A 26623-nucleotide genomic window follows, 5' to 3' on the forward strand; every position below is an offset into this window, starting at 1 on the left:
GGCCTCACAGCCTCGCGGCGTGGATCGCGGAGACGAGGATCGCGCGCGCGCCGATCTCGTAGAGCTCGTCCATGACGTGGTTCATGTCGGTGCGCGGGATCATGACCCGCACGGCCACCCACTCGGGGTCGTGCAGCGGCGAGACCGTCGGCGACTCGAAGCCGGGCGCAGCCGCCGTCGCGCGCTCGAGGTGGGCGACGGGCACGTCGTAGTCGAGGAGCACGTACTGGCGCGCGACGAGCACGCCCTGCAGCCGCCGCAGGAGTGTCTGCGCACCGGGCTGCTCGGTGCCCGACCCGATCAGCACGGCCTCGGACTCGAGGATGACCGGGCCGAAGATCTCGAGGCCCGCCTTCCGCAGCGTGCCGCCCGTCGAGACGACGTCGGCGACCGCGTCGGCCACGCCGAGGCGTACGGCCGACTCGACCGCGCCGTCGAGCTTCACGAGCTTGGCGGTCACGCCCTGCCGGGCGAGGAAGTCGCCCACGAGGCCCGGGTAGCTCGTGGCCACCCGCACCCCCTCGAGATCGGTGAGCTCGGCGAAGCCGCCGCCGGTCGGCGCGGCGAACCGGAACGTCGAGTCGCCGAATCCGAGCGAGGCGATCTCGGGCGCCTCGGAGCCGGAGTCGAGCAGCAGGTCGCGGCCCGTGATGCCGACGTCGAGCGCACCCGAGCCGACGTAGGTGGCGATGTCGCGCGGGCGGAGGTAGAAGAACTCCACCCCGTTGCGCGGGTCGGCGACGACGAGCTCGCGCTGGTCGCGGCGGCCGGTGTACCCGGCCTCGTAGAGCATCTGCGCGGCGGTGTCGGAGAGCGAGCCCTTGTTGGGCACGGCGATTCGGAGCATGTCAGGCTTTCGTGTCGACGAGAAGAGATCGGTCATGAGGTGGTCCGATCTACAGATGTCGGTACACGTCGGCCGGCGTGAGCCCCTTCGCGAGCATGAGCACCTGCAGGTGGTAGAGCAGCTGCGAGATCTCTTCAGCGGTCTCGTCGTCGGTCTGGTACTCGGCGGCCATCCAGACCTCGGCCGCCTCTTCGACGATCTTCTTGCCGATGGCGTGCACGCCCGCGTCGAGCTGACGCACGGTGCCGGAACCCTCGGGGCGGGTGGCGGCGTTGTGGCTCAGCTCGACGAAGAGGTCGTCGAAGGTCTTCACGCGGACCAGCCTACCGGTGCGGCAGGGTCACTCGTGGCGGTGGGCCGCCACGGCCGCACGGAGCTCGGCGATGCGCTCGGCCGGCTCGCCGCCGTACACGGCCGACCCCGCGACGAACGTGTTCGCGCCGGCCTCGGCCGCGATGCCGATGGTGTCCTCGGTGATGCCGCCGTCGACCTGCAGCCAGACGTCGAGGCCCGCCGTGCGGACCGCGTCGGCGACGCGCCGGAGCTTCGGCATGGTCTCGGGGATGAACGACTGGCCGCCGAACCCCGGCTCGACGGTCATGATGAGCACCTGGTCGAACTCGGGCAGGAGATCGAGGTAGGGCGTGGCATCCGTGCCGGGCTTGAGCGCGATGCCCGCCCGCGCGCCGATCTCCCGGAGCCGGCGCGCGAGCGCGACGGGCTCGCCGGCGGCCTCGGCATGGAACGTCACCGACTGCGCGCCCGCCTCGGCGTAGCTCGGCGCCCAGCGGTCGGGGTCGTCGATCATGAGATGGACGTCGAGCGGGATCGGCGAGACCTGCTGCAGGCGCTCGACCATCGGCAACCCGAACGTGAGGTTCGGCACGAAGTGGTTGTCCATGATGTCGACGTGCACGAGGTCGGCGGTCGCGATGCGCCCGAGCTCACGCTCGAAGTTGGCGAAGTCGGCGGCGAGGATGCTCGGGTTGATGCGCGTCGTCACCCGGCCAGCCTACCGAGCGCCGGCACAGTACTGCGGCGCACAGTCCGCGCCACTTCTGCACTGCCGCGCCACTTCTGGTCGCCAGAAGTGGCGCAGTGGTGCAGAACTGGCGCAGCAGGCGACGAACTCACCCGGCCCGGCGCACCAGGGCGATGAACATCGCGTCGGTGCCGTGCCGGTGCGGCCAGAGCTGCGCGGTGCGGCCGTCGCCGGCGAGATCGAGCGGATGCCTCGACAGCGCCTCGAGCGCCGCGCGCGTGTCGACGGGCTCCAGCTCGTCGCCCCAGCGGCCGATTGCGGCCGTGAGCGACCCGTGGGTCTCGGCCGTGTGCGGCGAGCAGGTCACGTAGGCGAGCAGGCCGCCCGGCCTGAGCGCGCGCACCGCGGCGTCGATGAGTTCGCCCTGCAACGCGGTGAGCTCGCCGACGTCGGACGGCGCTTTGCGCCAGCGCGCCTCGGGTCGGCGGCGCAGGGCGCCGAGCCCGGTGCACGGTGCGTCGAGCAGGATGCGGTCGAAGCCCTCGGGCGCGCCGAGCGCCGCCGGGTCGAGCTCGCGGCCGTCGCCGACGCGCACGTGGACGTCGAGCGGAACGCCCGCGATCGAGCGGCGCACGAGCTCGGCCCGCGCCGGTGCGAGCTCGTTGGCGACGAGTGTGGCGTCGCCCGCGAGCGCCTCGGCCGCGAGCACGGCGGTCTTGCCGCCGGGGCCCGCGCAGAGGTCGAGCCAGCGCTCCCCGGGCTCGATCGGCCGGGCGCGCGTCAGCGCGAGCGCCGCGAGCTGCGAGCCCTCATCTTGGACGCGCACCCGCCCCTCGTGCGCGGCGACGAGCGCGAGCGGATGCTCCGCGGTGATCCCGATCGGCGAGAACCGGTTCGGGTCGCCGAGCTCGTCGGGCGTCTCGTCGCCGAGTCCGGGCAGCACGGCGAGATTGACCCGTGGCGACGCATTGTCGGCCTCGAGCAGGGACTCGAGCTCGCCGGCGCGACCGTCGCGGTCGAGCGCGGTGCGGAGTGCCCGGACCACCCACTGCGGGTGCGAGTGCAGCACCGCCAGGCGGGCGTCCTCGGTGCTGGTCTCCTCCGCCACGAGCCGGCGCCATTCGGTCACGTCCGTGCGCGAGATCTTCCGGAGGACGGCATTCACGAACCCCGCCGCAGCCGGTGCGACCCGGTGCGCGAGCGCGACCTGCTCGTGCACGGCCGCGTGGGTGGGCACGCGGGTCGCGAGGAGCTGATGCGCACCGAGCCTGAGCACGTCGAGCACGGCCGGGTCGATGTGCTCGGGCGGCCGGTTCGCCGCGAGCTCGATGACCGCGTCGTAGTACCCCTGGAGACGGAGCGTGCCGTACGTGAGCTCGGTCGCGAGCCGAGCATCGGCCTCGTTCAGGTGCGCGCGCTCGATGCGCGCCGGAAGCAGCAGGTTCGCGTACGCCTCGTCGGCGCGGACCGCTTCGAGCACGTCGAAGGCGACCTGACGTGCCGGGGCGACCTGGCGGGATGCCGGGGACGCTCGGCGACGGTTCGGCGCCGCGTCGTCGCGACGCGGGCCGTTGCCGCCCGACCGCTCCGGGCGATCGCCGTCGCGCCGGCCGGCCCCGCCCGAACCACGACCGCGGTCCGCATCGTCGCGGCCGCGGCGGTCCGCATCGTCGCGGCCGCGGCGGTTCGCGCCCTCGCGGCCGCTCATCGAGCGATCACCTCATCGGCCGACATCCCGCGCCACCAGTCGGCGGCGTCCATCACGTTGCGGCCGGCGGGCTGCACGCGGAGCAGTTCCATCGCCCCGTCAGCGGTGCCGACGAGGACCCGCCTGCCGACCGTGGAGATGCGCCCGGGGGTGCGGGTGGGCGCGGTGTCGATCGCGGCGACAGCCTGCTCAGCGGGCCGCGCCTCGAGGATCTTCAGCCGCATGGCGTCGAGCTCGGTGAACGCACCCGGTTCGGGCGTCACGCCGCGGAAGCGTGCGTCGACCTCGGCCGTCGAGCGGGTCCAATCGAGCCGGGCGTCCTCGATCGCGAGCTTGGGGGCGAACGACGGCTCGCCCTGCTGGGGCACAGCCCTGGCCGAGCCGTCGGCGATGCGGTCGGTCACATCCGCGACGAGTCCCGCACCGTCTTCGGCGAGCGCGGCGAGCAGATGGCCCGCGGTCTCGTGCGGCGCCACCTCACGGCGGAACTCGCCGTACACGTCCCCCGCGTCGAGTTCGGGCACCAGATGGAACACCGACGCCCCGGTCACCCGGTCGCCCGCGATGAGCGCGTGCTGCACTGGCGCGGCGCCGCGCCACGCGGGCAGCAGCGAGAAGTGGAGGTTGATCCAGCCGTGCGCCGGCCGCGAGAGCAACGGCTCGCGCACGAGCCCACCGTAGGCGACGATCACGCCGAGGTCTGGCTCGAGCGCACCGATGCGCTCGGTCGCCGTCTCATCGAGCCGCGCCGCCTCGATCACGGGCAGGCCGAGCTCCTCGGCGGCGGCGTGCACGGCCGACGGCGTGAGCACGCGCTTCCGCCCGAGCGGTGCCGGCGGGCGTGTGACCACCCCGACGACCTCGTGCGGGCCCGCAGCGAGACGGCGCAGCGTGGGCACGGCGGGCGCGGGCGTTCCCGCGAAGACGATCCGGAGCTGTGGCACACCCCATTCTCCCAGCCTCTCCACCCTCCGAGGTTCGCCCCCTGTCGCGTTGGAGGACAGAATTCGCATGAGAGGTCGGTATCGTTCGACCTCTCATGCGAATTCTGTCCTCCATCGCGTCAGGGCGGGCGGGGTCAGGGGAGGTCGGGGTCGTCGAAGCGGACGCGGAGCACGGGCGGGCGGCCCGGGCCGCGGCCGGCGACCGGACGGCGGCGCTCGGTCGCGGTGCGGATGGTCTCGGCCTTGAGCGCGGCCGCGACGGCGTGCCCCGCGCCGTAGTCGAAGCGAACGACCGCACGCTCGAGCCCGTCGTCGAGCGGCATCGGACCGAGGAGGTCGACGCCCGGTGCCGCGTCGCGGGCCAGCTCGGTCGCGCGGGCGAGGCGGTCGGGCGCGGCCGTCACGCTCGCCATGCGTACCGCGGGCGGGAAGCGCACGGCACGGCGCCCAGCGAGCTCTTCCGCGGCCCACTCGGGCTGTCGCCAGGTCGCGAGCGCCGTGCCGAGCGCGCCCGCGACGCCCACCAGGAAGACGGATGCCCCCGGCGCCGCGAGCGCCGCGGTGTTCGACCACCAGCGCAGGCAGTCTTCGGCGACGCGCAGGGACTCGCGCAGGAGCATCCGCTCGCCGTCGAGGAGCAGCACCGCACGATAGCCGCCGTCGGCGACCGGCTCAGCCCCGCGCGTGGCGACGACGAGCGCGGGCTCGGGCCCCACGCGGAGCACCTGCCGCTCGCCGTCGGCGAGGATCACGCGGGCCCGCGGGAAGGCGCGACCGAGCTCTTCGGCGGTGCGCGTCGCGCCGATCGTCGCCGCCCGGAGCTTGGTCGACTCGCACACCGGGCACTTCCAGCCGGCGGTGCCGGTGCCGCACAGGTCGCAGCGCGGCGCCCCGCCCGACGCCGGCACCTCGATGCGCCCACCGCACGCCGCGCATTTGGCCGGCTCGCGGCAGCGATCGCAGACCAGGAGTGGGGTGTGCCCAGGCCGCGCGACCTGGACGAGCACCGGCCCCTCGGTGACCGCCTGCTGCGCCTGCCGCCACGCCGACGACGGGATGCGCGCGGACCCGGGCTCGGGCGACGCCTGCTGCTCGGTGAGCACGATCCTCGGCCGCACGTGTCTCACCGGGTCGATCTCGTGCACCCAGCCGAGCTCGACGAGCCGGGTGACCTCGACGCTCCGCGTGTGCCCGAGGAACAGCAACGCCGCACCCGACTGCTCCTGCCGGATGAGCGCCGCATCGCGCGCGTGGACGCCGGGTGCCAAGGGCTCGGCGTACAGCGGGTCGCCGTCGTCCCAGATCGCGATCAGCCCGAGCCGCGCGGCCGGCGCATAGACCGTCGATCGATTGCCGATGATCACGCGCGCCGCCTCGCCGGTGGCGTCGAGGAACGCGCGGTACCGGTCGCCGCCGGACTGTCTCGCGTCGGTGCGCAGCACCCGCCGGGCGTCGACGACGTCGGCGAGCGCGGCCTCGAGCTGCTCCTGATCGCGGTGGTCGGGCACGACGAGCAGGCTCGACCGGTCGGCCGCGAGGGCCGTGCGCGCGACCTGCGCGAGCGTCACCGCCCACGAGCCCACCCACGTCCCGGAGTCGAGGCGGAGGAGCCGGGGATTCGCGGCGAGAGACATCCGCTCGCCGCGTTCGATGCCCGACTCGACCCGACCCGGCTCGAACCCCTCGACCGGCGCGACCTCGGGCAGTGGGCCGGGCTCGCCGTCGCCCGCGCCTTCGCCTGCGCCCGCGGCGAGCCAGGACCGTTCGACCCGCACGTAGCGCGACGGGATCGCGAGCCGCAGGATGTCGCTCGCATTGCCGGCAGCGCGGTCCGCGGCCGCGCGGGCCAGCCGCCAGACCTCGGGGGTGAGCAACGGGACCCCGCCGACGACGTCCTCCAGGTCGCTCAGCCGGCCGCCGTACTCGCTCGTGTCGACGAGCTCGACGATCCATCCCTGCGCGATCCGGCCGCCGGTGCGCAGCGGCACCTTCACCCGCACACCGGCCCGCGCGACGTCACGAAGCCGCTCGGGCACGCGGTAGTCGAACAGCTGGTCGAGCTGCGGCAGCGGCGAGTCCACGAGGACCCGCGCCACCGGCCCCTCGGCCACGCCTACAACCCGGCGGCCGCGCGCAGGTCGTCGACGCGGTCGGTGCGCTCCCAGGTGAACTCGGGCAGTTCGCGGCCGAAGTGCCCGTAGGCCGCCGTCTTGGCGTAGATCGGACGCAGCAGGTTCAGGTCGCGGATGATCGCGGCCGGCCGTAGGTCGAACACCTCGCGGATCGCGGCGATGATCTGCGCGTCGGGAAGCGCACCCGTGCCGAACGTCTCCACGTAGAGACCTACCGGTGCGGACTTGCCGATCGCATAGGCGACCTGTAGCTCGAGCCGGTCGGCGAGCCCGGCGGCCACCGCGTTCTTCGCGACCCAGCGCATCGCGTACGCCGCTGAGCGGTCGACCTTCGACGGATCCTTGCCGCTGAACGCACCGCCGCCGTGCCGGCTCGCGCCGCCATAGGTGTCGATGATGATCTTGCGCCCGGTGAGGCCGGCATCGCCCTGCGGGCCGCCGATCTCGAACCGGCCGGTCGGGTTGATCAACACGTTGAGGCCGGGGCGCGCGAGCTCGACCGAGTCGAGCACCGGCCGTACGACGAGCTCTTCGACCTCGGCCCGGAGCTGCTCGGTCGACACCTGCGGCGAGTGCTGGGTCGACAGCACCACGGTCTCGACCGTTCGCGGCGTCTGCCCCTCATAGCCCACGGTGACCTGGGTCTTGCCGTCGGGCCGCAGGTAGTCGAGCTCGCCGGCCTTGCGCACGTGCGAGAGCCGCTCGGCCATGCGGTGCGCGAGCCAGATCGGCACGGGCATGAGCTCGGGCGTCTCGCGCACGGCGTAGCCGAACATGATGCCCTGATCGCCGGCCCCCTGCCGGTCGAGCTCGTCGACGCTCGAGCCCTCTCGGGTCTCGAACGCGTCGTCGACGCCCTGCGCGATATCGGGCGACTGCCCGCCGATCGACACCGAGACGCCGCACGAGCGACCGTCGAACCAGACGTCGGACGAGTTGTACCCGATCGAGGTCACCCGTTCTCGCACGATGCTCGGGATCTCGACGTACCCCGAGGTGCTTACCTCGCCGGCGACATGGACCAGCCCGGTGGTCACGAGCGTCTCGACCGCGACGCGCGCCGCGGGATCGACCGCGAGCAGGGCGTCGAGGATCGAGTCGGACACCTGGTCGCAGATCTTGTCGGGATGCCCCTCGGTCACGGACTCGGAGGTGAACAGGCGCAGATCGCTCATCGGGGGTCGGACTCCTCATCGGTGGTGCGGGCCGGTCGGCCGGCGGTCGGTTCGCGCTCGGTCGAACTGCGGTCGGTCAGAACCGAGACAACCACGTCGAGGATGCCGTGTGCCACCGACACCTTCGTTCCGTGAAGTTCGGTGACGACCGCGCCGTCTTCGCCGACGACCGTCGCACGGTTGTCGTCGCCGGCGAACCCTTCGTGCCAGCCGACGCGATTGACCACGATCAGATCGGCACCCTTCGCTGCGCGCTTCTCGCGGCCGAGCTCGACGAGCCGCACGTCGTCGGGCTCGGTCTCGGCGGCGAAGCCGACCAGCACCGTGCCGTCGTGCGGCGCGTGGCCGAGCTCGGCGAGGATGTCGGGGTTGCGGACCAGTTCGAGCGTGAGCCCCGCATCGCCGGGCGTCTTCTTGAGCTTCGCCTCGCTCACCGCCGCCGGGCGGTAATCGGCCACCGCGGCCGCCATGACGACCACGTCGGCGCCGACGGCCGCTTCGCGGATCGCGTCGCGCAGCTCGAGCGCGGTCGAGACCTGCCGCACCGCGCACCCAGTGGGCTCGGCGATCTCGAGATTGGCCGCGACGAGCGTCACGGATGCCCCGCGGGCGCGCGCCGCCTCGGCGATGGCCACACCCTGTTTGCCGCTCGAGCGATTGCCCAGGAAGCGCACGGGATCGAGCGGTTCCCGAGTGCCGCCGGCGGACACCACGATGCGCCGGCCCGCGAGATCGTGGGACCTGGCGACTCCGGCGCCGGTTCCAGACGGAGCATCCGTCTCACCCACGACCGCGAGCGCGGCGCGCACGATCGCCTCGGGCTCTTCCATGCGGCCCGGCCCGGAGTCGGCGCCGGTGAGCTGTCCGACCGCGGGACCGACGACGGTGACCCCCCGGGCGAGGAGCGTGTCGATGTTCGCCTGGGTCGCCGGATGACGCCACATCTCGGTGTGCATCGCGGGCGCGATGACGAGCGGCGCCTCGCTCGCCAGGACGGTGTTGCCGAGCAGGTCGTCGGCGAGTCCGGTCGCGAGCTTCGCGATGCTGTTCGCCGTCGCCGGGGCGATGACGATCAGATCGGCCGCCTGGCCGATCGCCACGTGCCGCACCTCGGAGACGCCCTCGTACAGGTCGGTGTGCACCGGATTGCGCGAGATCGCCTCGAGCGTCGGCCTGCCGACGAATCGCAGCGCACCCTCGGTCGGCACGACGTGGACGTCGTGCCCCGCGAGCACGAGCGCGCGCACGACGCCGACGGCCTTGTAGGCGGCGATGCCGCCGGTGATGCCGACGACGACGTTCAGCGGCACGGACGCGCCCGGACTACTCGCCGACGGGGCGGATGCGGAGCTTGTCCTCGTTGATCTCGTGCATGGCCACGGTGAGCGGCTTGTCGTCGATCGACGAGTCCACGAGCGGGCCGACGTTGTCGAACAGGCTGCCCTCGTGCAGGTCGGCGTAGTAGTCGTTGATCTGACGCGCGCGCTTCGACGCGAAGATCACGAGCTGATACTTCGAGTCGACCTTCGAGAGCAGGTCGTCGATGGGCGGGTCGATGATGCCGGAAAGCTTCTCAGCCATGAACGTGGACTCCTCAGTTCGCGGGGTGCGCAGGACCGGTGCGCGGAAGATCGTGGCGGAGGGCGGCGGGTCGCCGGCCCTTCCGAGGCCGCATCAAGTCTACGACCTTTCGCGCGGCCTCGCCGACGTCGCGGTTCACGACCTGGTGATCGAACTCCTCGACGGCCGCCAGCTCGACCTTCGCGGTCTCGAGCCGGCGCTGCTGCTCGGCGGGCGTCTCGGTGCCGCGACCGACCAGCCGGCGCACGAGCTCCTCCCAGGTCGGCGGCAGCAGGAAGACCAGCGTGGCGTCGGGCATCGCCCGGCGGACCGAGCGAGCGCCCTGGATGTCGATCTCGAGCAGCACCCGGTCACCGGCGCGGATCGCCGCCTCGACCGGGCCACGCGGCGTACCGTACCGGTACGCGTTGTGGACGGTCGCCCACTCGAGCAACTCGCCCGCCGCGACCAGCCGATCGAACTCGGCGTCGTCGACGAAGTAGTAGTGCTCGCCCTCGATCTCGCCCGGCCGCGGCGGCCGGGTCGTCGCCGACACCGAGAGCCGCACCTCGGGGTGGTGCGTGCGGATGTAGTTCGCGACGGTGCCCTTGCCGACCGCCGTGGGCCCGGCGAGCACCACGAGCCGGTCGCCGAAGCCGCCGTGCGAGGCCACCCAGTCGGCGACGAACTCGCGCAGCCGGCGGCGCTGCAGGCGGCCGAGCCCGCCGAGCCGCTTGGCGTCGGCGATCTGCAGCTCCGTCATGATGCGGGCGGTCTTCGTCTCGCCGATCGCGGGGATCGCGCCCAGGAACTCGGTCGCGCGCAGGCGGCCCTCGACCCCGTCGGGATCGGTGAACGCGGCACGCAGGACGTCGAGCGGGCTGCGCACGCCGTCGGCGATCTCACGCTTCACGGCGGCTCGGGCGCGCCGGGCCGCGACGGCGGCGCGCGATGCGGCGACCCGGTCGACCTCGGGCGGCGTCCTCGTCGACGTGGATCCGGTCGTGGCCGGCTCGATCGGTTCAGGCACCTGCAACTCCCACTTCGTCGACCCGGCGCGCGATGACGTCGGCGAGGCCGTCTGGCCCCGCCGCGAGGATCGAACGCGATTCGCTGACGAGCACGCCGCCCGCGAGCGCACCGAAGATCCCGCGGTACTCGGATGCGGCGGCGCCCTGGTGGCCGAAGCCCGGCGCAAGCACCGGCAGGCCCGGCCGCGGCGGCTCGCCATCGCGGTCGATGCCCGCGGCCGCGAGGTCGACGGTCGCGCCGATGACGACGCCGATCGAGCCCATGGCCCGGTTCGAGGCATCCGGCAGACCCTGATTCCAGGCCGTGACGCCGGACACGATCGCACCGCCGACGGACTCCCCGGCCCGGCTGGACTGCTGCAGCACCGCACGCTGGATCGCCGCCGCCTCGGGGTTCGACGTCGCCGCGAGCACGAACACGCCTTTGCCCGCGGATTCGGCGAGCCGCAGGACCGACTCGAGCGAGCCGAGCCCCTGGTAGGGGCTCACGGTGATCGCGTCGGCCTCGAGCGACGAGCCGGGCGTGAGCCAGGCCTCGCCGTACGCCTCGACGCTCGAGCCGATGTCGCCGCGCTTGACGTCCGCGATGACCTCGAGGCCGGCATCGCGGGCCTCGTGCAGCACGCGCTCGAGCGCAGCGTACCCGGCGACGCCGTGGCGCTCGTAGAACGCCACCTGCGGCTTCACGACGCCGGCCAGACCCGCGGCGGCGCCGACGACGCGCAGACCGAACTCTCGCGCACCCTCTGCAGAGTCGGGCAGTCCCCACCGGTCGAGCAATCCGGCGTGCGGGTCGATGCCGACGCACAGGCGTCCGGTCGAGGCGAAGACCGCCGCGAGCCGCTCGCCGAACGGCGTCACCGCCGTCATACGGTGACCTCGCGACGGGCCTGGTACTCCTGCAGGCTCGTGACCTCGAAGCCGTGTTCACCCGCGTCGAGCGAGGCGACGGCCGCCGAGAGCTCGGCGATGGTGGTGAAGATCGGGATGCCGGCCGCGACCGCGGATGCGCGGATCTCGTAGCCGTCGGCCCGCGCCGACCGGCCGCTCGGCGTGTTGACCACCACGTGCACGTCGCCCTGGTGGATGAGCTCGACGATGCTCGTCGCCTCGGGCGTCGGCTTGTCGTGGTACTTCAGCACGAGACCGGCCTCGATGCCGTTGCGGCGCAGTACTTCGGCCGTGCCCTCGGTCGCCGTGATCCGGAACCCGAGCTGCTGCAGGCGGAGCACCGGCAGGATCGCGGCTCGCTTGTCGCGGTCGGACACCGACACGAAGACCGTGCCCGTCGCCGGCATGCCGCCGTACGCGGCGAGCTGGCTCTTCGCGAACGCGGTCGGGAAGTCCTTGTCGATGCCCATGACCTCACCGGTCGAGCGCATCTCGGGCCCGAGCACCGAGTCGACCATGGTGCCCTCGCGCGTGCGGAACCGGTTGAACGGCAGCACGGCCTCCTTCACCGCGACCGGCGCGTCGAGCGGCACGCGCGAACCGTCCTGCTCGGGCAGCATGCCCTCCGCGATGAGCTCCTGCACCGATGCGCCGACCATGATGCGGCTCGCGGCCTTCGCGAGCGGGATGCCGAGCGCTTTCGACACGAACGGCACGGTCCGGCTCGCGCGCGGATTCGCCTCGAGCACATAGAGCACGCCTGCGCCGATCGCGAACTGCACGTTCAGCAGGCCGCGCACGCCGATGCCCTCGGCGATCAGGCGCGTCGCGTCGCGGACCCGGTCGACCTCGGCACGGCCGAGCGTCACCGGCGGCAGCGTGCAGCTGGAGTCGCCCGAGTGCACCCCCGCCTCCTCGATGTGCTCCATCACGCCGCCGACGTACAGGTCGGTGCCGTCGTAGAGGGCGTCGACGTCGATCTCGATCGCGTCGTCGAGGAAGCGGTCGACGAGCAGCGGATGCGTCGGGCCCACGATGCCCTGACCCTCGATGCGCGTGAAGTAGTCGGTGAGGTTCGCGGTGTCGAACACGATCTCCATGCCGCGGCCGCCGAGCACGAAGCTCGGGCGGACGAGCACCGGATAGCCGATGCCCTCGGCCACCTGCACGGCGGTCGCGAGATCGGTCGCGGTGCCGTTGCGCGGCGCCAGGAGTCCGGCGTCCTCGAGGATGGCCGCGAACTGGCCGCGCTCCTCGGCCAGGTCGATGGCGTCGGGCGTCGTGCCGAGAATCGGCACGCCCGCCGCCTCGAGCCCCTTGGCGAGCCCGAGCGCCGTCTGCCCGCCGAGCTGCACGACGACGCCCACGAGCTCGCCGGACTGCGACTCGGCGTGGATGACCTCGAGCACGTCTTCGAGCGTGAGCGGTTCGAAGTAGAGGCGGTCGCTCGTGTCGTAGTCCGTCGAGACCGTCTCGGGGTTGCAGTTGATCATGATCGTCTCGAACCCTGCGTCCGAGAGCGCGAACGAGGCATGCACGCACGAGTAGTCGAACTCGACACCCTGGCCGATGCGGTTCGGTCCCGAGCCGAGGATGACGACCTTGCGCCGATCGCTCGGCGCGACCTCGGTCTCGATGTCGTAGCTCGAGTAGTGGTACGGCGTGAGCGCCGGGAACTCCCCCGCACAGGTGTCGACCGTCTTGTACACGGGCCGGATGCCGAGGATGTGCCGTACCTCACGCGCGTCGGCCTCGCTGCCGAAGCCCCGGAGCTCGGCGATCTGCGCGTCCGAGAACCCGTGGTCCTTCGCGAGCAGCAGGGTGGCGTGATCGAGCGACTCGGCCGCGGCCACCTGCTCGGCGACCTCGTTGATCAGCTGGATCTGGTCGAGGAACCACGGGTCGATCTTGGTCGCCTCGAACGCCTGCTCGATGGTCGCGCCCTTGCGCAGCGCCTGCTGCACGAGCACGATGCGGCCGTCGGTCGGCACGCGGGCGCCCTCGAGCAACTCGTCGGCGCTGCGCTCCTCCGCGCCCCAGTGGAAGGACGAGCCGCGCTTCTCGAGCGAGCGCAGGGCCTTCTGCAACGCCGTGCTGTAGTTGCGGCCGATGGCCATCGCCTCGCCGACCGACTTCATGGTGGTGGTGAGGGTCGGGTCGGCGGCCGGGAACTTCTCGAACGCGAACCGGGGCACCTTCACGACCACGTAGTCGAGCGTCGGCTCGAAGCTCGCGGGGGTCACCTTGGTGATGTCGTTCGGGATCTCGTCGAGCCGGTACCCGATGGCGAGCTTCGCGGCGATCTTCGCGATCGGGAAGCCCGTGGCCTTGGACGCGAGCGCCGACGAACGCGACACGCGCGGGTTCATCTCGATGACGATGACGCGGCCGTTCTCGGGGTCGACCGCGAACTGGATGTTGCAGCCGCCCGTGTCGACGCCCACCGCGCGGATGATGTCGATGCCGATGTCGCGGAGCTTCTGGTACTCGCGGTCGGTGAGCGTCAGCGCGGGTGCGACCGTGATCGAGTCGCCGGTGTGCACGCCGACCGGGTCGACGTTCTCGATCGAGCAGACCACGACCGTGTTGTCGGCCGTGTCGCGCATGAGCTCGAGCTCGTACTCCTTCCAGCCGAGGATGGACTCCTCGAGGAGCACCTCGGTGGTCGGCGAGTCGTGCAGGCCTGCGCCGGCGATCCGGCGCAGATCGTCCTCGTCGTAGGCGAAGCCCGAGCCGAGCCCGCCCATGGTGAACGAGGGGCGCACGACGAGCGGGTAGCCGAGGTCGTCGGCCGCCGCGAGGACCTCGTCCATGGTGTGCGCGATGTGCGAACGCGCGACGTCGGCGCCGCACTCCACGACGAGCTCCTTGAACAGCTGCCGGTCCTCGCCCTTGCGGATGGCGTCGACCTTCGCGCCGATGAGCTCGACGCCGTGCTTCTCGAGGATGCCGGCGTCGTGCAGGGCGATGGCCGCATTGAGCGCGGTCTGGCCGCCGAGCGTCGGCAGCACCGCGTCGGGCTTCTCCTTGACGATGATCGACTCGATGATCTCGGGTGTGATCGGTTCGACGTAGGTCGCGTCGGCGAAGTCGGGGTCGGTCATGATCGTGGCCGGGTTCGGGTTCACGAGGATGACGCGCACGCCCTCGGCACGCAGCACGCGGCAGGCCTGCGTGCCGGAGTAGTCGAACTCGGCCGCCTGGCCGATGACGATCGGGCCGGACCCGATGACGAGGACGGAGGTGATGTCGTCGCGCTTGGGCATCAGGCGTTGGACTCCTTGTTGGCGACCACGAGGTCGCGGAAACGATCGAAGAGGTAGTTGGCGTCGTGCGGACCGGCCGCCGACTCGGGGTGGTACTGCACGCTGAACGCCGGGATGTCGAGGCAGTTGAGGCCCTCGACGACGTCGTCGTTCAGGTCGACGTGGCTCACTTCGACGCGGCCGAAGCCCTCGCTCGACTCGGTGATCTCGCCGATCGGTGCGTCGACCGCGAAGCCGTGGTTGTGCGAGGTGATCTCGACACGGCCGGTGGCCCTGTCGAGCACGGGCTGGTTGATGCCCCGGTGACCGAACGGCAGCTTGTAGGTGTCGAAGCCGAGCGCACGGCCGAGCAGCTGGTTGCCGAAGCAGATGCCGAAGTAGGGCCGGCCGTCGCGCAGTGAGTCGCGGAGCAGCTCGACGTGCCGGTCGGACGCGCTCGGGTCGCCCGGCCCGTTCGAGAAGAACAGCGCGTCGGGCGCCAGGTCGCGGATCTCGTCGATCGACACGGTCTGCGGCACCACGTGCACGTCGAAGCCGCGGGCCGCGAGGTACTTCAGGGTAGACGTCTTGACGCCCAGGTCGAGCACCGCGACCGAGCCGACCCGCTCGCCCTCGGCGGGGAGCGTGTACCGCTCGACGGTCGAGACGGTGCCCGACAGGTTCTGGCCGGCCATCTCGGCGCCGCTGCGCACGAGATCGAGCTGCTCGCCCGCGCTCAGGAGCGCGTCGTCGCCGGAGAACACGCCGGCGCGCATGGCGCCGGCCGAGCGGATGTGCCGCGTCACGGCCCGCGTGTCGATGCCGGAGATGCCGACGACGCCTGCCTCCACGAGGTCGTCGTCGAGACGGCGCTGGGAGCGGAAGTTGGACACGACCCGGGCGGGGTCGCGCACGATGAACCCGGCCACCCAGATGCGGGCGGACTCGGTGTCCTCGTCGTTCATACCGGTGTTGCCGATGTGCGGCGCGGTCATGAGGACGATCTGCCCCGCGTACGAGGGGTCGGTGAGCGTCTCCTGGTACCCGGTCATGCCGGTCGCGAAGACGGCCTCGCCGAGCGTGCGCCCACGCGCGCCGTAGGCGCGCCCCTCGTATCGCGTCCCGTCTTCGAGGACGAGCACCGCGGGATCGCTCGTCAGCGGGGTCGGCTCAGTCATTCGTGTCTCGTTCTTTCGCTTCGGGCCGCGGGACGGATGCCACCGCGGCGAGATCGGAGACGGCCGCGATGAGGCGGGCCGCGTCGCCCGGATACCGGGCTCTGAAGTAGCTGTCGACCTGGACCGGCGGCGGTGCCGCGGTCGCGGCGGCTGCGGATGCCCCGGCAGCACCGGATGCCTCGACCGCACCCGATGCCTCGGGGCGCCAGGTGATGGCGACGAGTCCCTCGGGCTCGACCCCGCGATCGATCGCGTAGGTCGCCGTGCCCGCACCGGCCAGCGCCGCCGAGGGGATGAAGCTCGGCTGCTCCCCCACGATCCGGAGCAGGACGCCCTCCGCATGGACCTCGACGTGCGCGGCACCGCGGAAGGCCAGCCCGGCCAGCGCGAGGCGCTCGAGCGGGCTGCCGACGGGCGTCGTCGCGACGTAGAGCGCCTCGATGTCGAGCTCGGCCGTGCCGAGCCCCGCGGGCACCGCGTACGTCCCGTAGGCGGCGTCGCGTCGCGCGCGCCGACGCCATGAGCGCCACATCAGCGCGGCGGCCGCGCCGATCACGAGGGCGGCGACGAGGCCGCCGACCAGCTCAGCCATGCGCGACCCCGGCGGCCTGAGCCGCGAGCTCGGCGATCTCGGCGGCCGGCCGCACCGCGCCGTCGAGCATGGTCGGGTAGCCGGCGTGCACGGTCGCGACGACCCGGCCGGGGAGCTGCATGCCGAGGTACGGCGAGTTGCCGCTTCGTCCCGCCAGCCGGGCGGTGTCGAACATGGCCGACGCGGCGGGGTCGTAGAGCGTGAGCTCGGCCGGCGCCCCCGCCGCGAGCGCGGCGCCCTGGCCGCCGAGCCGGCCGATGCGCGCGGGCGCCTCTGACATGACGCGGGCGACGCCCGCCCAGTCGAGGAGACCGGTCTCGACCATCGCCTGATGCACGACCGAGAGCGCGGACTCGAGCCCGACCATGCCGTTCGCGGCGGCGTCCCACTCGCTCTCCTTCGCCTCGACCGGGTGCGGGGCGTGATCGGTCGCGACGATGTCGATCGTGCCGTCGGCGAGCGCCGCGCGCAGCGCCTCGACGTCCTCCGATCGGCGGAGCGGCGGATTCACCTTGTACCGGGCGTCGTAGGTCGCCACGAGGTCTTCGGTGAGCAGCAGGTGGTGCGGCGTGACCTCGGCGGTCACGGGGATACCGCGGGCCTTGGCCCAGCGGATGACCTCGACCGAGCCGGCGGTCGAGACGTGGCAGACGTGCAGCCTGGAGCCCACGTGCTCGGCGAGCAGCACGTCGCGCGCGATGATCGACTCCTCGGCGACCGCGGGCCAGCCGGTGAGGCCGAGTTCGGCGGAGCGCGCGCCCTCGTTCATCTGCGCCCCCACGGTGAGCCTCGGCTCCTGGGCGTGCTGCGCGATGACGCCGTCGAACGCCTTGACGTACTCGAGGGCCCGGCGCATGAGCACCGGGTCGGCGACGCAGATGCCGTCGTCGGAGAAGACGCGCACGTTCGCCCGCGAGGTGGCCATAGCGCCGAGCTCGGCGAGGCGCTCGCCCGCGAGGCCCACTGTGACGGCGCCGATCGGCTGCACCGTCGCGTAGCCCGCGGCCCGGCCGAGGCTCGCGACCTGCTCGACGACGCCCGCCGTGTCGGCCACGGGGAACGTGTTCGCCATCGGGAAGACCGCCGTGTACCCGCCGGCGGCGGCGGCCTGGGTGCCCGTGAGCACGGTCTCGCTCTGCTCGTACCCCGGCTCGCGGAGGTGCGTGTGCAGGTCGACGAGGCCGGGCAGTGCGAGCAGGCCGTCGGCGTCGATGACGGTGGCGCCCGAGGCATCCGTCACCTGACCGACCTCGAGGATCTCACCTCCGGCGATCAGCAGGTCGGCGCGCTCGCCACCCGGCAACGTCGCGCCGCGGACCAGGATGCGCCCGCTCATGCGTCGCTCCGTTCGCCGGACAGCAGCATGTACAGGGCAGCCATTCTCACTGAAACTCCGTTCGCAACCTGCTCGCGCACCGTGGACTGCGGGGAGTCGGCGGCGCGGGCGGCGATCTCGAGCCCACGGTTCATCGGGCCCGGATGCATCACCATCGTAGTCGTGGGCAGCCGGTCGAACCGGGCGTCGTCGAGCCCCCAGGTCCTCGCATACTCTCGGCTGTTCGGGAAGAACGCGTCGTGCATGCGCTCGGCCTGCACCCGCAGCATCATGACCACGTCGGGCGCGTCGGCGAGCGCCGCGTCGAGGTCGTAGCCGACCCGGGCCGGCCATGAGCCGGTCTCGACCGGCAGCAGGGTCGGCGGGGCGACGAGCTGCACGTCCGCGCCGAGCGTCTCGAGCAGCCACACGTTCGAGCGCGCCACGCGCGAGTGGAGGATGTCGCCGACGATGACGACACCCACGCCGTCGAGCCCTCGCCCGCGGGAAGCGGCGCCGTGGAGCCGGCGCCGCATGGTGAACGCGTCGAGCAGCGCCTGCGTGGGGTGCTCGTGCGTGCCGTCGCCGGCGTTCACGACGCCCGCGTCGATCCATCCGCTCGTGGCGAGCACCTGTGGCGCTCCCGAGGCGTGATGCCTGATGACGACGCCGTCGGCACCCATCGCCTGGAGGGTCTGTGCGGTGTCTTTGAGGGATTCGCCCTTCGAGACGCTCGACCCCTTGGCGCTGAAGGTGATGACGTCGGCCGAGAGCCGCTTCGCGGCGGCCTCGAACGAGATGCGCGTGCGCGTGGAGTCCTCGAAGAACAGGTTGACGACGGTCTTGCCCCGGAGCGTCGGGAGCTTCTTCACCTCGCGCTCCTGCACGGCCGCCATGTCTTCGGCGATGTCGAGCAGCGCGATCGCCCGCTCGCGCGGAAGGCCCTTCGTGCCGAGCAGATGCCTCATACGTCGCCCCCCTCGATCGTCACGGCGTCCTCGCCGTCGGACTCGACGAGCCGGACGTTCACGCGCTCCTGCTTGGAACTCGGCAGGTTCTTGCCGACGAAGTCGGCGCGGATCGGGAACTCGCGGTGCCCGCGGTCGACGAGCACCGCGAGCCGGACGGCTTTCGCGCGTCCGAGGTCGCTGAGCGCGTCGAACGCGGCGCGGATCGTGCGGCCCGAGTACAGCACGTCGTCGACGAGCACGACGGTCTTGCCGTCGATGCCGCCGGCCGGGAGCCGGGTGGGCGACGGCGTGCGCGTGCGGGTGCGGCCCAGGTCGTCGCGGTACATCGTGACGTCGAGCGCGCCAGCGAGATCCGCCGGGGCATCGGGCTCGATGCGCGAGATGGTGTCCGCGATCCGGCGGGCGAGGAACACGCCCCTGGTCGGGATGCCGAGGATGACGAGATCGGCCGCTCCGCGGTTGGACTCGAGGATCTCGTGCGAGATGCGGGTCAACGCCCGCGAGACGTCAGCGTGAGTGAGCACGGCACGTGCCATCCACCGACTCCCTTCTCCGCCTCACAGGACGGCCTTAAAGGTTGCCAAACTCCCCCGAGCCTACCAGCGTGACCGCCCCGCCTCATTCCTTGCTCAGGAATCACGACGGCCCCGTCGGCGTGTCGGTGGGCGACACGCCGGCGGGGCCGGTGATCTTCCTGAGTTGCGAGGTGAGGAACAGCGCTTCGGGCGGGCGGATGCCTCGGGCGGGCGGATGCCTCGGGGGGCGGGTGTCTCAGGCGCGGCGTCCGATCGGGCGGCGCAGCGCGCCGGCCGCGACGACCATCGCGGCCGCGACGAGGATGACGTCCTTCAGGATGTACTGGGCCGTCAGGCTCGGCCCGGCGGTCGTGAGCAGCTCGCCCGCGAAGAACACGAGCGGCGAGAAGATCCCGACGAAGGTCGCCGCGAGGGCGAGCAGACCGACGCGGAACAGCACGCCCGTGACGAGCGTGAGTCCGACGAAGACCTCGAGGCCCGCGGTGAGCGCCATAGCGGCGTAGCCGTCGATCAGGCCGAACGAGAGCGCATTCCAGGTCCGGGTGACGAGCGCCTCGACCGGGCTGACGCCCGGGAAGAATTTCAGGGCGCCGAACACGAGGAACACGAGGCCGAGCGAGATCCGCAGCGCGGGCACGCCGGCTCGGGCCAGGAACCGCTGGACGACGGCCTGCGCCGCGTTCGCCCGGTCGAGGACGGTGTCGAGTCCGGCCGCGGTGGAGGCGCGTCCGGTGCCGAGAGTGGTGGTGGACATGAGGGTGCTCCTTCGAGAGCTTCGGGTGAGTCGCAGCCGGATGCGGCAGCACACTCATCCCATCGCTCGGACACCCCGCGGTCGCCCGGAACACCGCTGATCTCCACTCGGGGATATCCCCGAACGGAAACCGGGACCTGCGTCCCGGTGGCGTCCCGGCGACGTCCCGGCGGGTCAGCCCTTCGAGTGGGAGACCGCGGCGAGCAGGCCGTTCACGAAGCCCGCCGAGTCATCCGTCGACAGCACCGTGGCCGCCTCGACGGCCTCGCTGATCGCGACCGCGTCGGGGACCTCGTCGTTGTGCAGGATCTCCCACACGCCGATGCGCAGGAGCGCGCGGTCGACCGCGGGCATGCGCTCGAGCGTCCACCCGCGCGAGTGCGTCTCGATCAGCTCGTCGATCTCGTCGCGGTGGTCGACGATGCCGTCGACGATCTCGCGCGCGTACAGCCACGACGCCTGACGCTCGGGCTCGTTCACCGCGCGCTCGGCCTCGGTCGCGAGCATCTGCTCGACCGGCACCTGACGCATGTCGGCGGAGTACAGCAGGTCGAGGGCGCGCTTGCGCGCCTTCGTGCGGGCACTCACTAGTCGTTCACACGCCCGAGGTAATCGCCCGTCCGGGTGTCGACCTTGACCTTCGTTCCGGTCTCGAGGAACAGCGGCACCTGGATCTCGTAGCCGGTCTGGACGGTCGCGGGCTTGGTGCCGCCGGTCGAGCGGTCGCCCTGGAGGCCCGGCTCGGTGTAGGTGATCTCGAGCACGACCGACGCGGGGAGCTCCACGTAGAGGGGGTTGCCGTTGTTCAGCGCGATCGTGACGGGCTGGTTCTCGAGCATGAAGTTCGCGGCGTCGCCGACGGTCGCGGCGGGCACCGTGAGCTGGTCGTAGTCGGTCTGGTCCATGAACACGAAGCCGTCGCCGTCGTTGTACAGGTAGGTGAAGTCGCGACGGTCGACGTTCTCGATGTCGACCTTGGCGCCCGCGTTGTAGGTCTTGTCGACGACCTTGCCGGTGAGGACGTTCTTCATCTTGGTGCGCACGAACGCGCCGCCCTTGCCCGGCTTGACGTGCTGGAACTCGATGACGCTCCAGAGCTGGCCGTCGATGTTCAGGACGACGCCGTTCTTGATGTCTGCGGTCGATGCCATGGGAAAACTGATCCGATCGGTTGGAGGAAGTCGAAGGCTCGGTGGCCGGCGGAGCTGGTCGGTCGGCGGCGATACGCGCGCGTGCGACTGATCGAGTGTAGTCGACTCAGCCGCGCGCCCGCAGAAGCCAGTCGATCGCGAGCCGGTACGACTCGGCGCCGAACCCGGCGATCACACCCGAGGCGACGCCCGAGATGACGCTCGTGTGCCGGAACGTCTCACGGCTGTGCGGATTGCTCAGGTGGACCTCGACGAGCGGGATGCCGGCCTGCTTGAGCAGCGCCGCCGCATCGCGCAACCCGTAGCTGTAGTGCGTGAACGCGGCCGGGTTCAGCACGACGGGCAGCTCGCGGTCGACCGCCTCGTGCAGCCAGCCGATGAGCTCGCCCTCGTCGTCGGTCTGCCGCAGCTCGATCTCGACTTCGTCGGGCACGGATGCCTCGAGCTGCGCTCCGATGTCCGCGAGCGTGTCACTGCCGTAGACCTCGGGCTCGCGCGAGCCCAGCCGGCCGAGGTTCGGGCCGTTCAGGACGAGGATCGTGGTGGTCACTCCGGAAGCCTATCGGCGAGGCATCCGGTCACGAGCGTCGCGTGCCTCGGCGCCGCGCTCAGGACGCGATCTCCTGGTACGCGGCGAACAGCAGGGACTGGTCGGGCGCCTGCATGGCCGTCGGCTTCGCGAGGTCGTCGAGCACGATGAATCTCAGCTGGCCGCCGCGCGCCTTCTTGTCGCGCTGCATGGTCGCGAGCAACGTGTTCCAGCGACCGGCCGGGTAGCTCGTGGGCAGGCTCAGCAGGTCGAGGACGTGCCGGTGCCGGTCGGCGACCTCGTCGGAGAGCCGGCCGCTCAGCCGGCCGAGCTCCGCGGCGAACATCATGCCGACCGCGATCGCCGCACCGTGCCGCCACTGGTAGCGCTCGGCGTGCTCGACCGCGTGCCCCAGCGTGTGACCGTAGTTCAGGATCTCCCGGATGCCGGCCTCGCGGAAGTCCTCGCTGACCACGTCGGCCTTCATCTGGATGGCGAGCTCGACGACCCGGCGGAACTGGGGCGTCGTCGGGTCGGTCGCGGCCTCGGGATCGGCCTCGATCACGTTGAGGATCTCGGGGTACCGGATGAACCCGGCCTTCACGATCTCGGCGAAGCCCGCCAGGATCTCGTTCTTCGGCAACGTGTCGAGCAGCTCGAGATCGCACAGCACCGCCGCGGGCGCGTGGAAGGCGCCGACGAGGTTCTTGCCCTCGTTCGTGTTGATGCCGGTCTTGCCGCCGATCGCGGCATCGACCATGCCGAGCACGGACGTGGGCACGAGCACGAACCGGACCCCTCGCAGCCAGGTGGCCGCGACGAAGCCGGCCACGTCGGTCGCCGCGCCGCCGCCGATCCCCACGATCGCGTCGCTCCGCGTGAAGTCGGCCTGTCCGAGGATCTGCCAGCAGAACGCCGCGACCTCGACGCGCTTGCCAGCCTCGGCGTCGGGGATCTCGGCGAGCAGCACCTCGAACCGATCGCTGAGCTCCTCGCGGATCGCCGCGGCGCGCGCCCCAAGGGTGGAGGGGTGCACCACCAGCACCTTGCGCACGGCGGGTCCGAGCGCGTCGCCGAGCTCGCCGACCACGCCGCGGCCGACCACGACGTCGTACCCCTCGTCGCCGCCGACCCTGATCACGGTGCGGTCTTCGGTCGTCATTCCAGCTCTCCCAGGCGTCCGGTGACGTCGGCGACGATCCGCGCGACCGGACGGCGCGAGGTGTCGATGTCGAGATCGGCCAATGCCTCGTAGATCGGGAGGCGCTCGGCGAGGATGCGCTCCCAGCGCTCGAGACCGCCCTCGGCGAGGAGCGGGCGGGCCCCGCCCGCGAGCCGCGGTTCGACCGCTGCGGCGTCGACCCTGAGCAGCACGACCGAGAGCGGCTCGAGGTCGGCCTGGGTCTCAGGGTGCAGCACCGCTCCCCCGCCGAGCGCCACGACCGCGGGCTCGCGCAGCGCCTCGGCGACGACCTCCCGCTCGATGACGCGGAAGTAGTCCTCGCCCTCGCGCGCGAAGATGTCGGCGATCGGCCCGTAGCGTGCGACGATGCGCTGGTCGGTGTCGATGAACGGCGCACCGAGCACCGTGGCGAGACGCCCGCCGATGCGCGACTTGCCGGCGCCCATCGGGCCGATGAGCACGACCGGGAGCGCGACGGCGGCCGCGTCAGCCACGATCGGAGACGGCGCCCGCGGTCGCGAGCGCATCGGGGATGGCCGCGAGGTACCCCTGCAGGTTCCGAGCGGTCTCGCCGACCGAGTCGCCGCCGAACTTCTCGAGTACCGCGTTCGCGAGCGTGAGCGCGACCATCGCCTCGGCGACGACGCCCGCCGCGGGCACGGCACAGACGTCTGAACGCTGATGGTGGGCCGGCGCCGGCTCCCCCGTCGCCACGTCGACCGTGGGCAGGGCGCGCGGGACCGTGGCGATGGGCTTCATGCCGGCGCGAACGCGCAGGAGGTCGCCGGTCGACATGCCGCCTTCGGTGCCGCCGGAACGGTTGCCGTCACGGACGATGCGATCGCCCTCGAGGTGCAGCGGGTCGTGCGCCTCGGATCCGCGCCGGGTCGTCGTGAGGAAGCCGTCGCCGACCTCCACGCCCTTGATCGCCTGGATGCCCATGAGCGCCGCCGCCAGCTGCGCATCGAGCCGGCGGTCCCAGTGCACGTAGGACCCGAGCCCCGGCGGAACCCCGTACGCGAGGACCTCGACGACGCCGCCGAGGGTCTCGCCCTCCTTGTGCGCGGCATCGACCTCGGCGACCATCGCCGCGCTCGTCGCCTCGTCGAAGCAGCGCAGCGGGTCGGCGTCGAGCCGGTCGACGTCGTCGGGGTGCGGCAACGGCGCGTCCTCGGGGACGCGCACCGGCCCGATCGCGAGCGTGTGCGACACGAGGCGGATGCCGAGTTCGGCGAGGAACGCGCGCGCGACGGCGCCGAGCGCGACGCGGGCCGCGGTCTCTCTCGCGCTCGCGCGCTCGAGCACCGGGCGCGCCTCGTCGAAGTCGTACTTCTGCATGCCGACGAGGTCGGCGTGGCCCGGGCGGGGGCGGGTCAGCGGTGCGCCGCGCCCGCGGCCGAGCTTCGACGGGTCGACGGGCTCCGCGCTCATGACCTCCTGCCACTTCGGCCACTCGCTGTTGCCGATGCGCAGCGCGACAGGGCTGCCGAGCGTGCGCCCGTGCACGACACCGCCCGAGATCGCGAGCTCGTCCTGTTCGAACTTCATACGCGCACCCCGGCCGTAGCCGAGCTTCCGGCGCGCGAGATCGGCGCGGATCTGGTCGAGCGAGACGGGGGTGCCGGCGGGAAGACCCTCGAGGATCGCCACGAGCTCAGGGCCGTGCGATTCTCCGGCGGTGAGCCAACGGAGCATGTCCCTCATCCTCCCACAGGCGCTCAGCCCAGGGCGTCGCGCATGGCGGCGAGGACGTCGTCCTCTCCGGGAAGCTCCGCCGTCGGGTCGCCCGCGACGAAGATGCGCACCTGGAGGAGCGCCTGGTGCAGCAGCATCCCGAGACCATGGATGACGCGGCCGTCGGCGGCCAGCCAGCTCGCGGCCAGTCGACTCGGCCAGGGGTCGTAGGCCACGTCGAAGAGCGCCGCCTCGGTGCGCAGGGCGACGGATGCCTCGTGCGGGAGCTCGGTTCCGCCGGGCACCGTGCTCACGACGAGGTCGGCGCCGGGCGCGCGGCCGAGTGTGTCGAGCGTCTCGACGCGCACGTCGACGCCCAGGCGTTCGCCCAGCGCGCGAAGCGTCGTCGCCCGCGAGGGTGTGCGCGCGAAGACCGAGACATGCCTGGCTCCCAGCTCCTGCATGGCCACGAGCGCGGACGCCGCGGTCGCGCCGGCACCGACGATGACGCCACGGGTGACCCCGGAGCATCCGCCCTCGCGCACTGCACGGACCAGGCCGCCGACGTCCGTGTTGAACCCGAGCCGGCGCCCGTCGTCGGCGAGCAACAGGGTGTTGACCGCTCCGGTCAGCTGTCCGACGCGATCGACCTCGTCGGTCAGCGGCAGCACGTCCTGCTTCAGCGGCATCGTGAGCGAGAGACCGCGCCAGCTCGCATCGAGGCCGCCAAGGAATCCGGGCAGGGCGGGGCCGTCGACCTCGACCGCGTCGTACGACCAGTCGAGCCCGAGCCGCCGGTAGGCCGCTCGGTGCAACGCCGGGCTCTTGGAGTGCGAGATCGGGCTGCCGAGTACGGCGAGCCGGCGATCAGCCATCGCCACGCTCCTGGAGCCACCGGTAGAACTGCTGCGCCGCCGCCTCGTGCTCGGCGTAGGTCGTCGAGAAGACCGTCTCGCCCGTGTCGGGGTTCACCGTGACGAAATAGAACCACGGACCGTCCTCGGGGTTCAGCGCGGCCTGGATGGCCGCGACGCCCGGGTTGCCGATCGGACCCGGCGGCAGACCGGTATGCGCATACGTGTTGTACGGGTTGCCGGCGTCGGCCCGCTCCGCGTCGGACGTGGTCACGTCGGAGTGGTCGGCGATGCCGTAGTGCACGGTCGAGTCGAACTGCAGCGGCATGCCGTCGTCGAGCCGGTTCTGGATGACCCGCGAGACCTTGCCGAAGTCCTGCGGGAGGGCCTCGCGTTCGATCAGCGCGGCGATCGTCGCGACCCGGTACCGGTCCTCCGGTGCGACGCCGGCCTCGTCGAAGGAGCGCAGGCTGAGATCGACCATCTGCTGCAGCACCTGCTGGGCCGTGACGCCGGGATCGAACGTGTACGTGTCGGGGAACAGGAACCCTTCGAGCGTGGTCGCCTCGGGGGGCAGCCCGAGCGCCTGCGGGTTCGCCGCAACCGCCTGGAGCTCCTCCATCGGGATCTCGAGCACGGCCGAGACCTCGGCGAGCACGTCGTCGGCCCACATGCCCTCACGGATCAGGATGGTGTTCTCGAGCCGGTTGGATTGGTCGGTGAGTCCGGCGAGGGCGGCCTCGGCGCTCATCTGCTGAGCAAGCCGGAAGACGCCCGGATAGAACGTCACCGCGGTGGGCGCGTCGTCGATCGCTTCGAGGAACGCCGCCTCTGACGCGACGATGTCCTGCTCGACGAGGCGCGTGCCGATGCTCGACCCGCTGTCGCCCTCCTCGACCTGGAACAACACCTCACCGGTGCCCTGGCCGGAGTAGTTCTCGGCGGGCGTGAATCGATCGATGAGCGCCGTGATCGGCCCCTGCAAGACGAAGAACGCGCCGACCGCGAGCGCGAGCACCACGACCAGCCCGATGAGACACCCGAGCGCGCCGCGGCGCCGGCGTGGCGGCTCGGCGGCGTCGTGCGGGTGGCTCGCCGCGGCTCGGCGCTCGGCACGACTCGGGCGACGGCCGGAGGGCGGCTCGTCGTCGAAGTCGATGAGATCTGCGAGCCCGGTGCGGGTCGCCGTGTGCATACGCTCGGCGGGCTCGCCCGACTCGTGGGACGCGGCGGCGACCTCGGTTCGGACCCCGACCGACGACGCCGCAGCGCCACTCGCGGCGGCGCCCGGCTGCTCGACGTCGGCCTCGACGATGAGCCGGATGGCCTCGGCCTCGGCGAACTCGCGCTGCTCGACCTCGCGTAGCTCGC

General features: G+C 72.0%; 27 protein-coding genes. 1 reads left to right on the top strand and 26 read right to left on the bottom strand.

Translation table 11 applies throughout. The features are described from left to right. Positions 1-4: 4 nt before the first annotated feature. The 26 genes from hisG to mltG all read right to left on the bottom strand — a co-directional run bounded on the left by hisG (position 5) and on the right by mltG (position 26447). Positions 5-847, bottom strand: coding sequence for an ATP phosphoribosyltransferase (gene hisG / locus QU602_RS11540; protein ID WP_308796602.1), 843 nt, complete (start codon positions 845-847; stop codon positions 5-7). Positions 848-896: 49 nt separating this feature from the next. Then, complete coding sequence (locus QU602_RS11545) at positions 897-1160, bottom strand: phosphoribosyl-ATP diphosphatase (RefSeq protein WP_308796603.1); 264 nt, start codon at positions 1158-1160, stop codon at positions 897-899. Between the two features lie 27 nt (positions 1161-1187). Then, entirely contained in the window at positions 1188-1850 is a 663-nt protein-coding gene (gene rpe, locus QU602_RS11550) for a ribulose-phosphate 3-epimerase (protein WP_308796604.1), read from the bottom strand. Positions 1851-1977: 127 nt separating this feature from the next. Further along, positions 1978-3537 (bottom strand): RsmB/NOP family class I SAM-dependent RNA methyltransferase, encoded by a 1560-nt coding sequence (locus QU602_RS11555; RefSeq protein WP_308796605.1) that lies wholly within the window; start codon positions 3535-3537, stop codon positions 1978-1980. Then, positions 3534-4481 (bottom strand): methionyl-tRNA formyltransferase, encoded by a 948-nt coding sequence (gene fmt, locus QU602_RS11560; RefSeq protein WP_308796606.1) that lies wholly within the window; start codon positions 4479-4481, stop codon positions 3534-3536. The genes QU602_RS11555 and fmt overlap by 4 nt, the downstream gene beginning before the upstream one ends. 134 nt (positions 4482-4615) lie before the next feature. Further along, positions 4616-6592: a primosomal protein N' family DNA-binding protein gene (locus QU602_RS11565; protein ID WP_308796607.1), complete on the bottom strand. Its 1977-nt coding sequence runs from the start codon at positions 6590-6592 to the stop codon at positions 4616-4618. Between the two features lie 2 nt (positions 6593-6594). Beyond that, positions 6595-7788 (bottom strand): methionine adenosyltransferase, encoded by a 1194-nt coding sequence (metK, locus tag QU602_RS11570; protein WP_308796609.1) that lies wholly within the window; start codon positions 7786-7788, stop codon positions 6595-6597. Then, positions 7785-9092 (bottom strand): bifunctional phosphopantothenoylcysteine decarboxylase/phosphopantothenate--cysteine ligase CoaBC, encoded by a 1308-nt coding sequence (gene coaBC / locus QU602_RS11575; protein ID WP_308800157.1) that lies wholly within the window; start codon positions 9090-9092, stop codon positions 7785-7787. Before coaBC ends, metK begins: the two co-directional genes overlap by 4 nt. A gap of 19 nt (positions 9093-9111) precedes the next feature. Continuing rightward, on the bottom strand, positions 9112-9369 hold the full coding sequence (rpoZ, locus tag QU602_RS11580) for a DNA-directed RNA polymerase subunit omega (RefSeq protein WP_308796610.1): 258 nt from the start codon (positions 9367-9369) through the stop codon (positions 9112-9114). Positions 9370-9382: 13 nt separating this feature from the next. After that, positions 9383-10378, bottom strand: a complete 996-nt coding sequence (gmk, locus tag QU602_RS11585) for a guanylate kinase (protein ID WP_308796611.1) — start codon at positions 10376-10378, stop codon at positions 9383-9385. Further along, the gene (pyrF, locus tag QU602_RS11590) at positions 10371-11249 is read right to left on the bottom strand and encodes an orotidine-5'-phosphate decarboxylase (protein ID WP_308796613.1); all 879 of its coding nucleotides are present in this window, start codon (positions 11247-11249) and stop codon (positions 10371-10373) included. The genes gmk and pyrF overlap by 8 nt, the downstream gene beginning before the upstream one ends. Then, positions 11246-14536, bottom strand: a complete 3291-nt coding sequence (carB, locus tag QU602_RS11595) for a carbamoyl-phosphate synthase large subunit (protein ID WP_308796614.1) — start codon at positions 14534-14536, stop codon at positions 11246-11248. Before carB ends, pyrF begins: the two co-directional genes overlap by 4 nt. Next, positions 14536-15693 (bottom strand): glutamine-hydrolyzing carbamoyl-phosphate synthase small subunit, encoded by a 1158-nt coding sequence (gene carA, locus QU602_RS11600; RefSeq protein ID WP_308796615.1) that lies wholly within the window; start codon positions 15691-15693, stop codon positions 14536-14538. The genes carB and carA overlap by 1 nt, the downstream gene beginning before the upstream one ends. Beyond that, complete coding sequence (locus QU602_RS11605) at positions 15686-16285, bottom strand: PH-like domain-containing protein (protein WP_308796616.1); 600 nt, start codon at positions 16283-16285, stop codon at positions 15686-15688. Before QU602_RS11605 ends, carA begins: the two co-directional genes overlap by 8 nt. Beyond that, entirely contained in the window at positions 16278-17621 is a 1344-nt protein-coding gene (locus QU602_RS11610) for a dihydroorotase (RefSeq protein WP_308796617.1), read from the bottom strand. Before QU602_RS11610 ends, QU602_RS11605 begins: the two co-directional genes overlap by 8 nt. Further along, positions 17618-18568: an aspartate carbamoyltransferase catalytic subunit gene (locus tag QU602_RS11615; protein WP_308796618.1), complete on the bottom strand. Its 951-nt coding sequence runs from the start codon at positions 18566-18568 to the stop codon at positions 17618-17620. The genes QU602_RS11610 and QU602_RS11615 overlap by 4 nt, the downstream gene beginning before the upstream one ends. Continuing rightward, the gene (pyrR, locus tag QU602_RS11620) at positions 18565-19107 is read right to left on the bottom strand and encodes a bifunctional pyr operon transcriptional regulator/uracil phosphoribosyltransferase PyrR (RefSeq protein WP_308796619.1); all 543 of its coding nucleotides are present in this window, start codon (positions 19105-19107) and stop codon (positions 18565-18567) included. The genes QU602_RS11615 and pyrR overlap by 4 nt, the downstream gene beginning before the upstream one ends. A 235-nt stretch (positions 19108-19342) precedes the next feature. Then, on the bottom strand, positions 19343-19861 hold the full coding sequence (locus tag QU602_RS11625) for a DoxX family membrane protein (RefSeq protein WP_308796620.1): 519 nt from the start codon (positions 19859-19861) through the stop codon (positions 19343-19345). A 174-nt stretch (positions 19862-20035) separates the two neighbouring features. Then, positions 20036-20449 carry a transcription antitermination factor NusB gene (gene nusB, locus QU602_RS11630; RefSeq protein WP_308796621.1) on the bottom strand — a complete coding sequence of 138 codons (414 nt, stop codon included), beginning with the start codon at positions 20447-20449 and terminating at the stop codon, positions 20036-20038. After that, positions 20449-21012: an elongation factor P gene (gene efp / locus QU602_RS11635; protein ID WP_308796622.1), complete on the bottom strand. Its 564-nt coding sequence runs from the start codon at positions 21010-21012 to the stop codon at positions 20449-20451. Before efp ends, nusB begins: the two co-directional genes overlap by 1 nt. A 106-nt stretch (positions 21013-21118) precedes the next feature. After that, positions 21119-21562, bottom strand: coding sequence for a type II 3-dehydroquinate dehydratase (locus QU602_RS11640; protein ID WP_308796623.1), 444 nt, complete (start codon positions 21560-21562; stop codon positions 21119-21121). 58 nt (positions 21563-21620) lie between these two features. After that, positions 21621-22703, bottom strand: a complete 1083-nt coding sequence (gene aroB / locus QU602_RS11645; RefSeq protein WP_308796625.1) for a 3-dehydroquinate synthase — start codon at positions 22701-22703, stop codon at positions 21621-21623. Next, positions 22700-23218 (bottom strand): shikimate kinase, encoded by a 519-nt coding sequence (locus QU602_RS11650; RefSeq protein WP_308796626.1) that lies wholly within the window; start codon positions 23216-23218, stop codon positions 22700-22702. The genes aroB and QU602_RS11650 overlap by 4 nt, the downstream gene beginning before the upstream one ends. Further along, complete coding sequence (gene aroC / locus QU602_RS11655; protein ID WP_308796627.1) at positions 23211-24419, bottom strand: chorismate synthase; 1209 nt, start codon at positions 24417-24419, stop codon at positions 23211-23213. Before aroC ends, QU602_RS11650 begins: the two co-directional genes overlap by 8 nt. A 23-nt stretch (positions 24420-24442) precedes the next feature. Then, positions 24443-25273 (bottom strand): shikimate dehydrogenase, encoded by an 831-nt coding sequence (locus tag QU602_RS11660; RefSeq protein ID WP_308796628.1) that lies wholly within the window; start codon positions 25271-25273, stop codon positions 24443-24445. Next, positions 25266-26447, bottom strand: a complete 1182-nt coding sequence (mltG, locus tag QU602_RS11665; protein WP_373692804.1) for an endolytic transglycosylase MltG — start codon at positions 26445-26447, stop codon at positions 25266-25268. The genes QU602_RS11660 and mltG overlap by 8 nt, the downstream gene beginning before the upstream one ends. Here mltG and QU602_RS19125 point away from each other — a divergent pair. Continuing rightward, positions 26442-26618 (top strand): hypothetical protein, encoded by a 177-nt coding sequence (locus tag QU602_RS19125; RefSeq protein WP_373692805.1) that lies wholly within the window; start codon positions 26442-26444, stop codon positions 26616-26618. The two genes, mltG and QU602_RS19125, sit on opposite strands and share 6 nt — an antisense overlap. Positions 26619-26623 lie beyond the last annotated feature (5 nt).

The sequence above is a fragment of the Agromyces protaetiae genome (assembly GCF_030866785.1).
GTDB classification, from domain to species: Bacteria; Actinomycetota; Actinomycetes; order Actinomycetales; family Microbacteriaceae; genus Agromyces; species Agromyces silvae.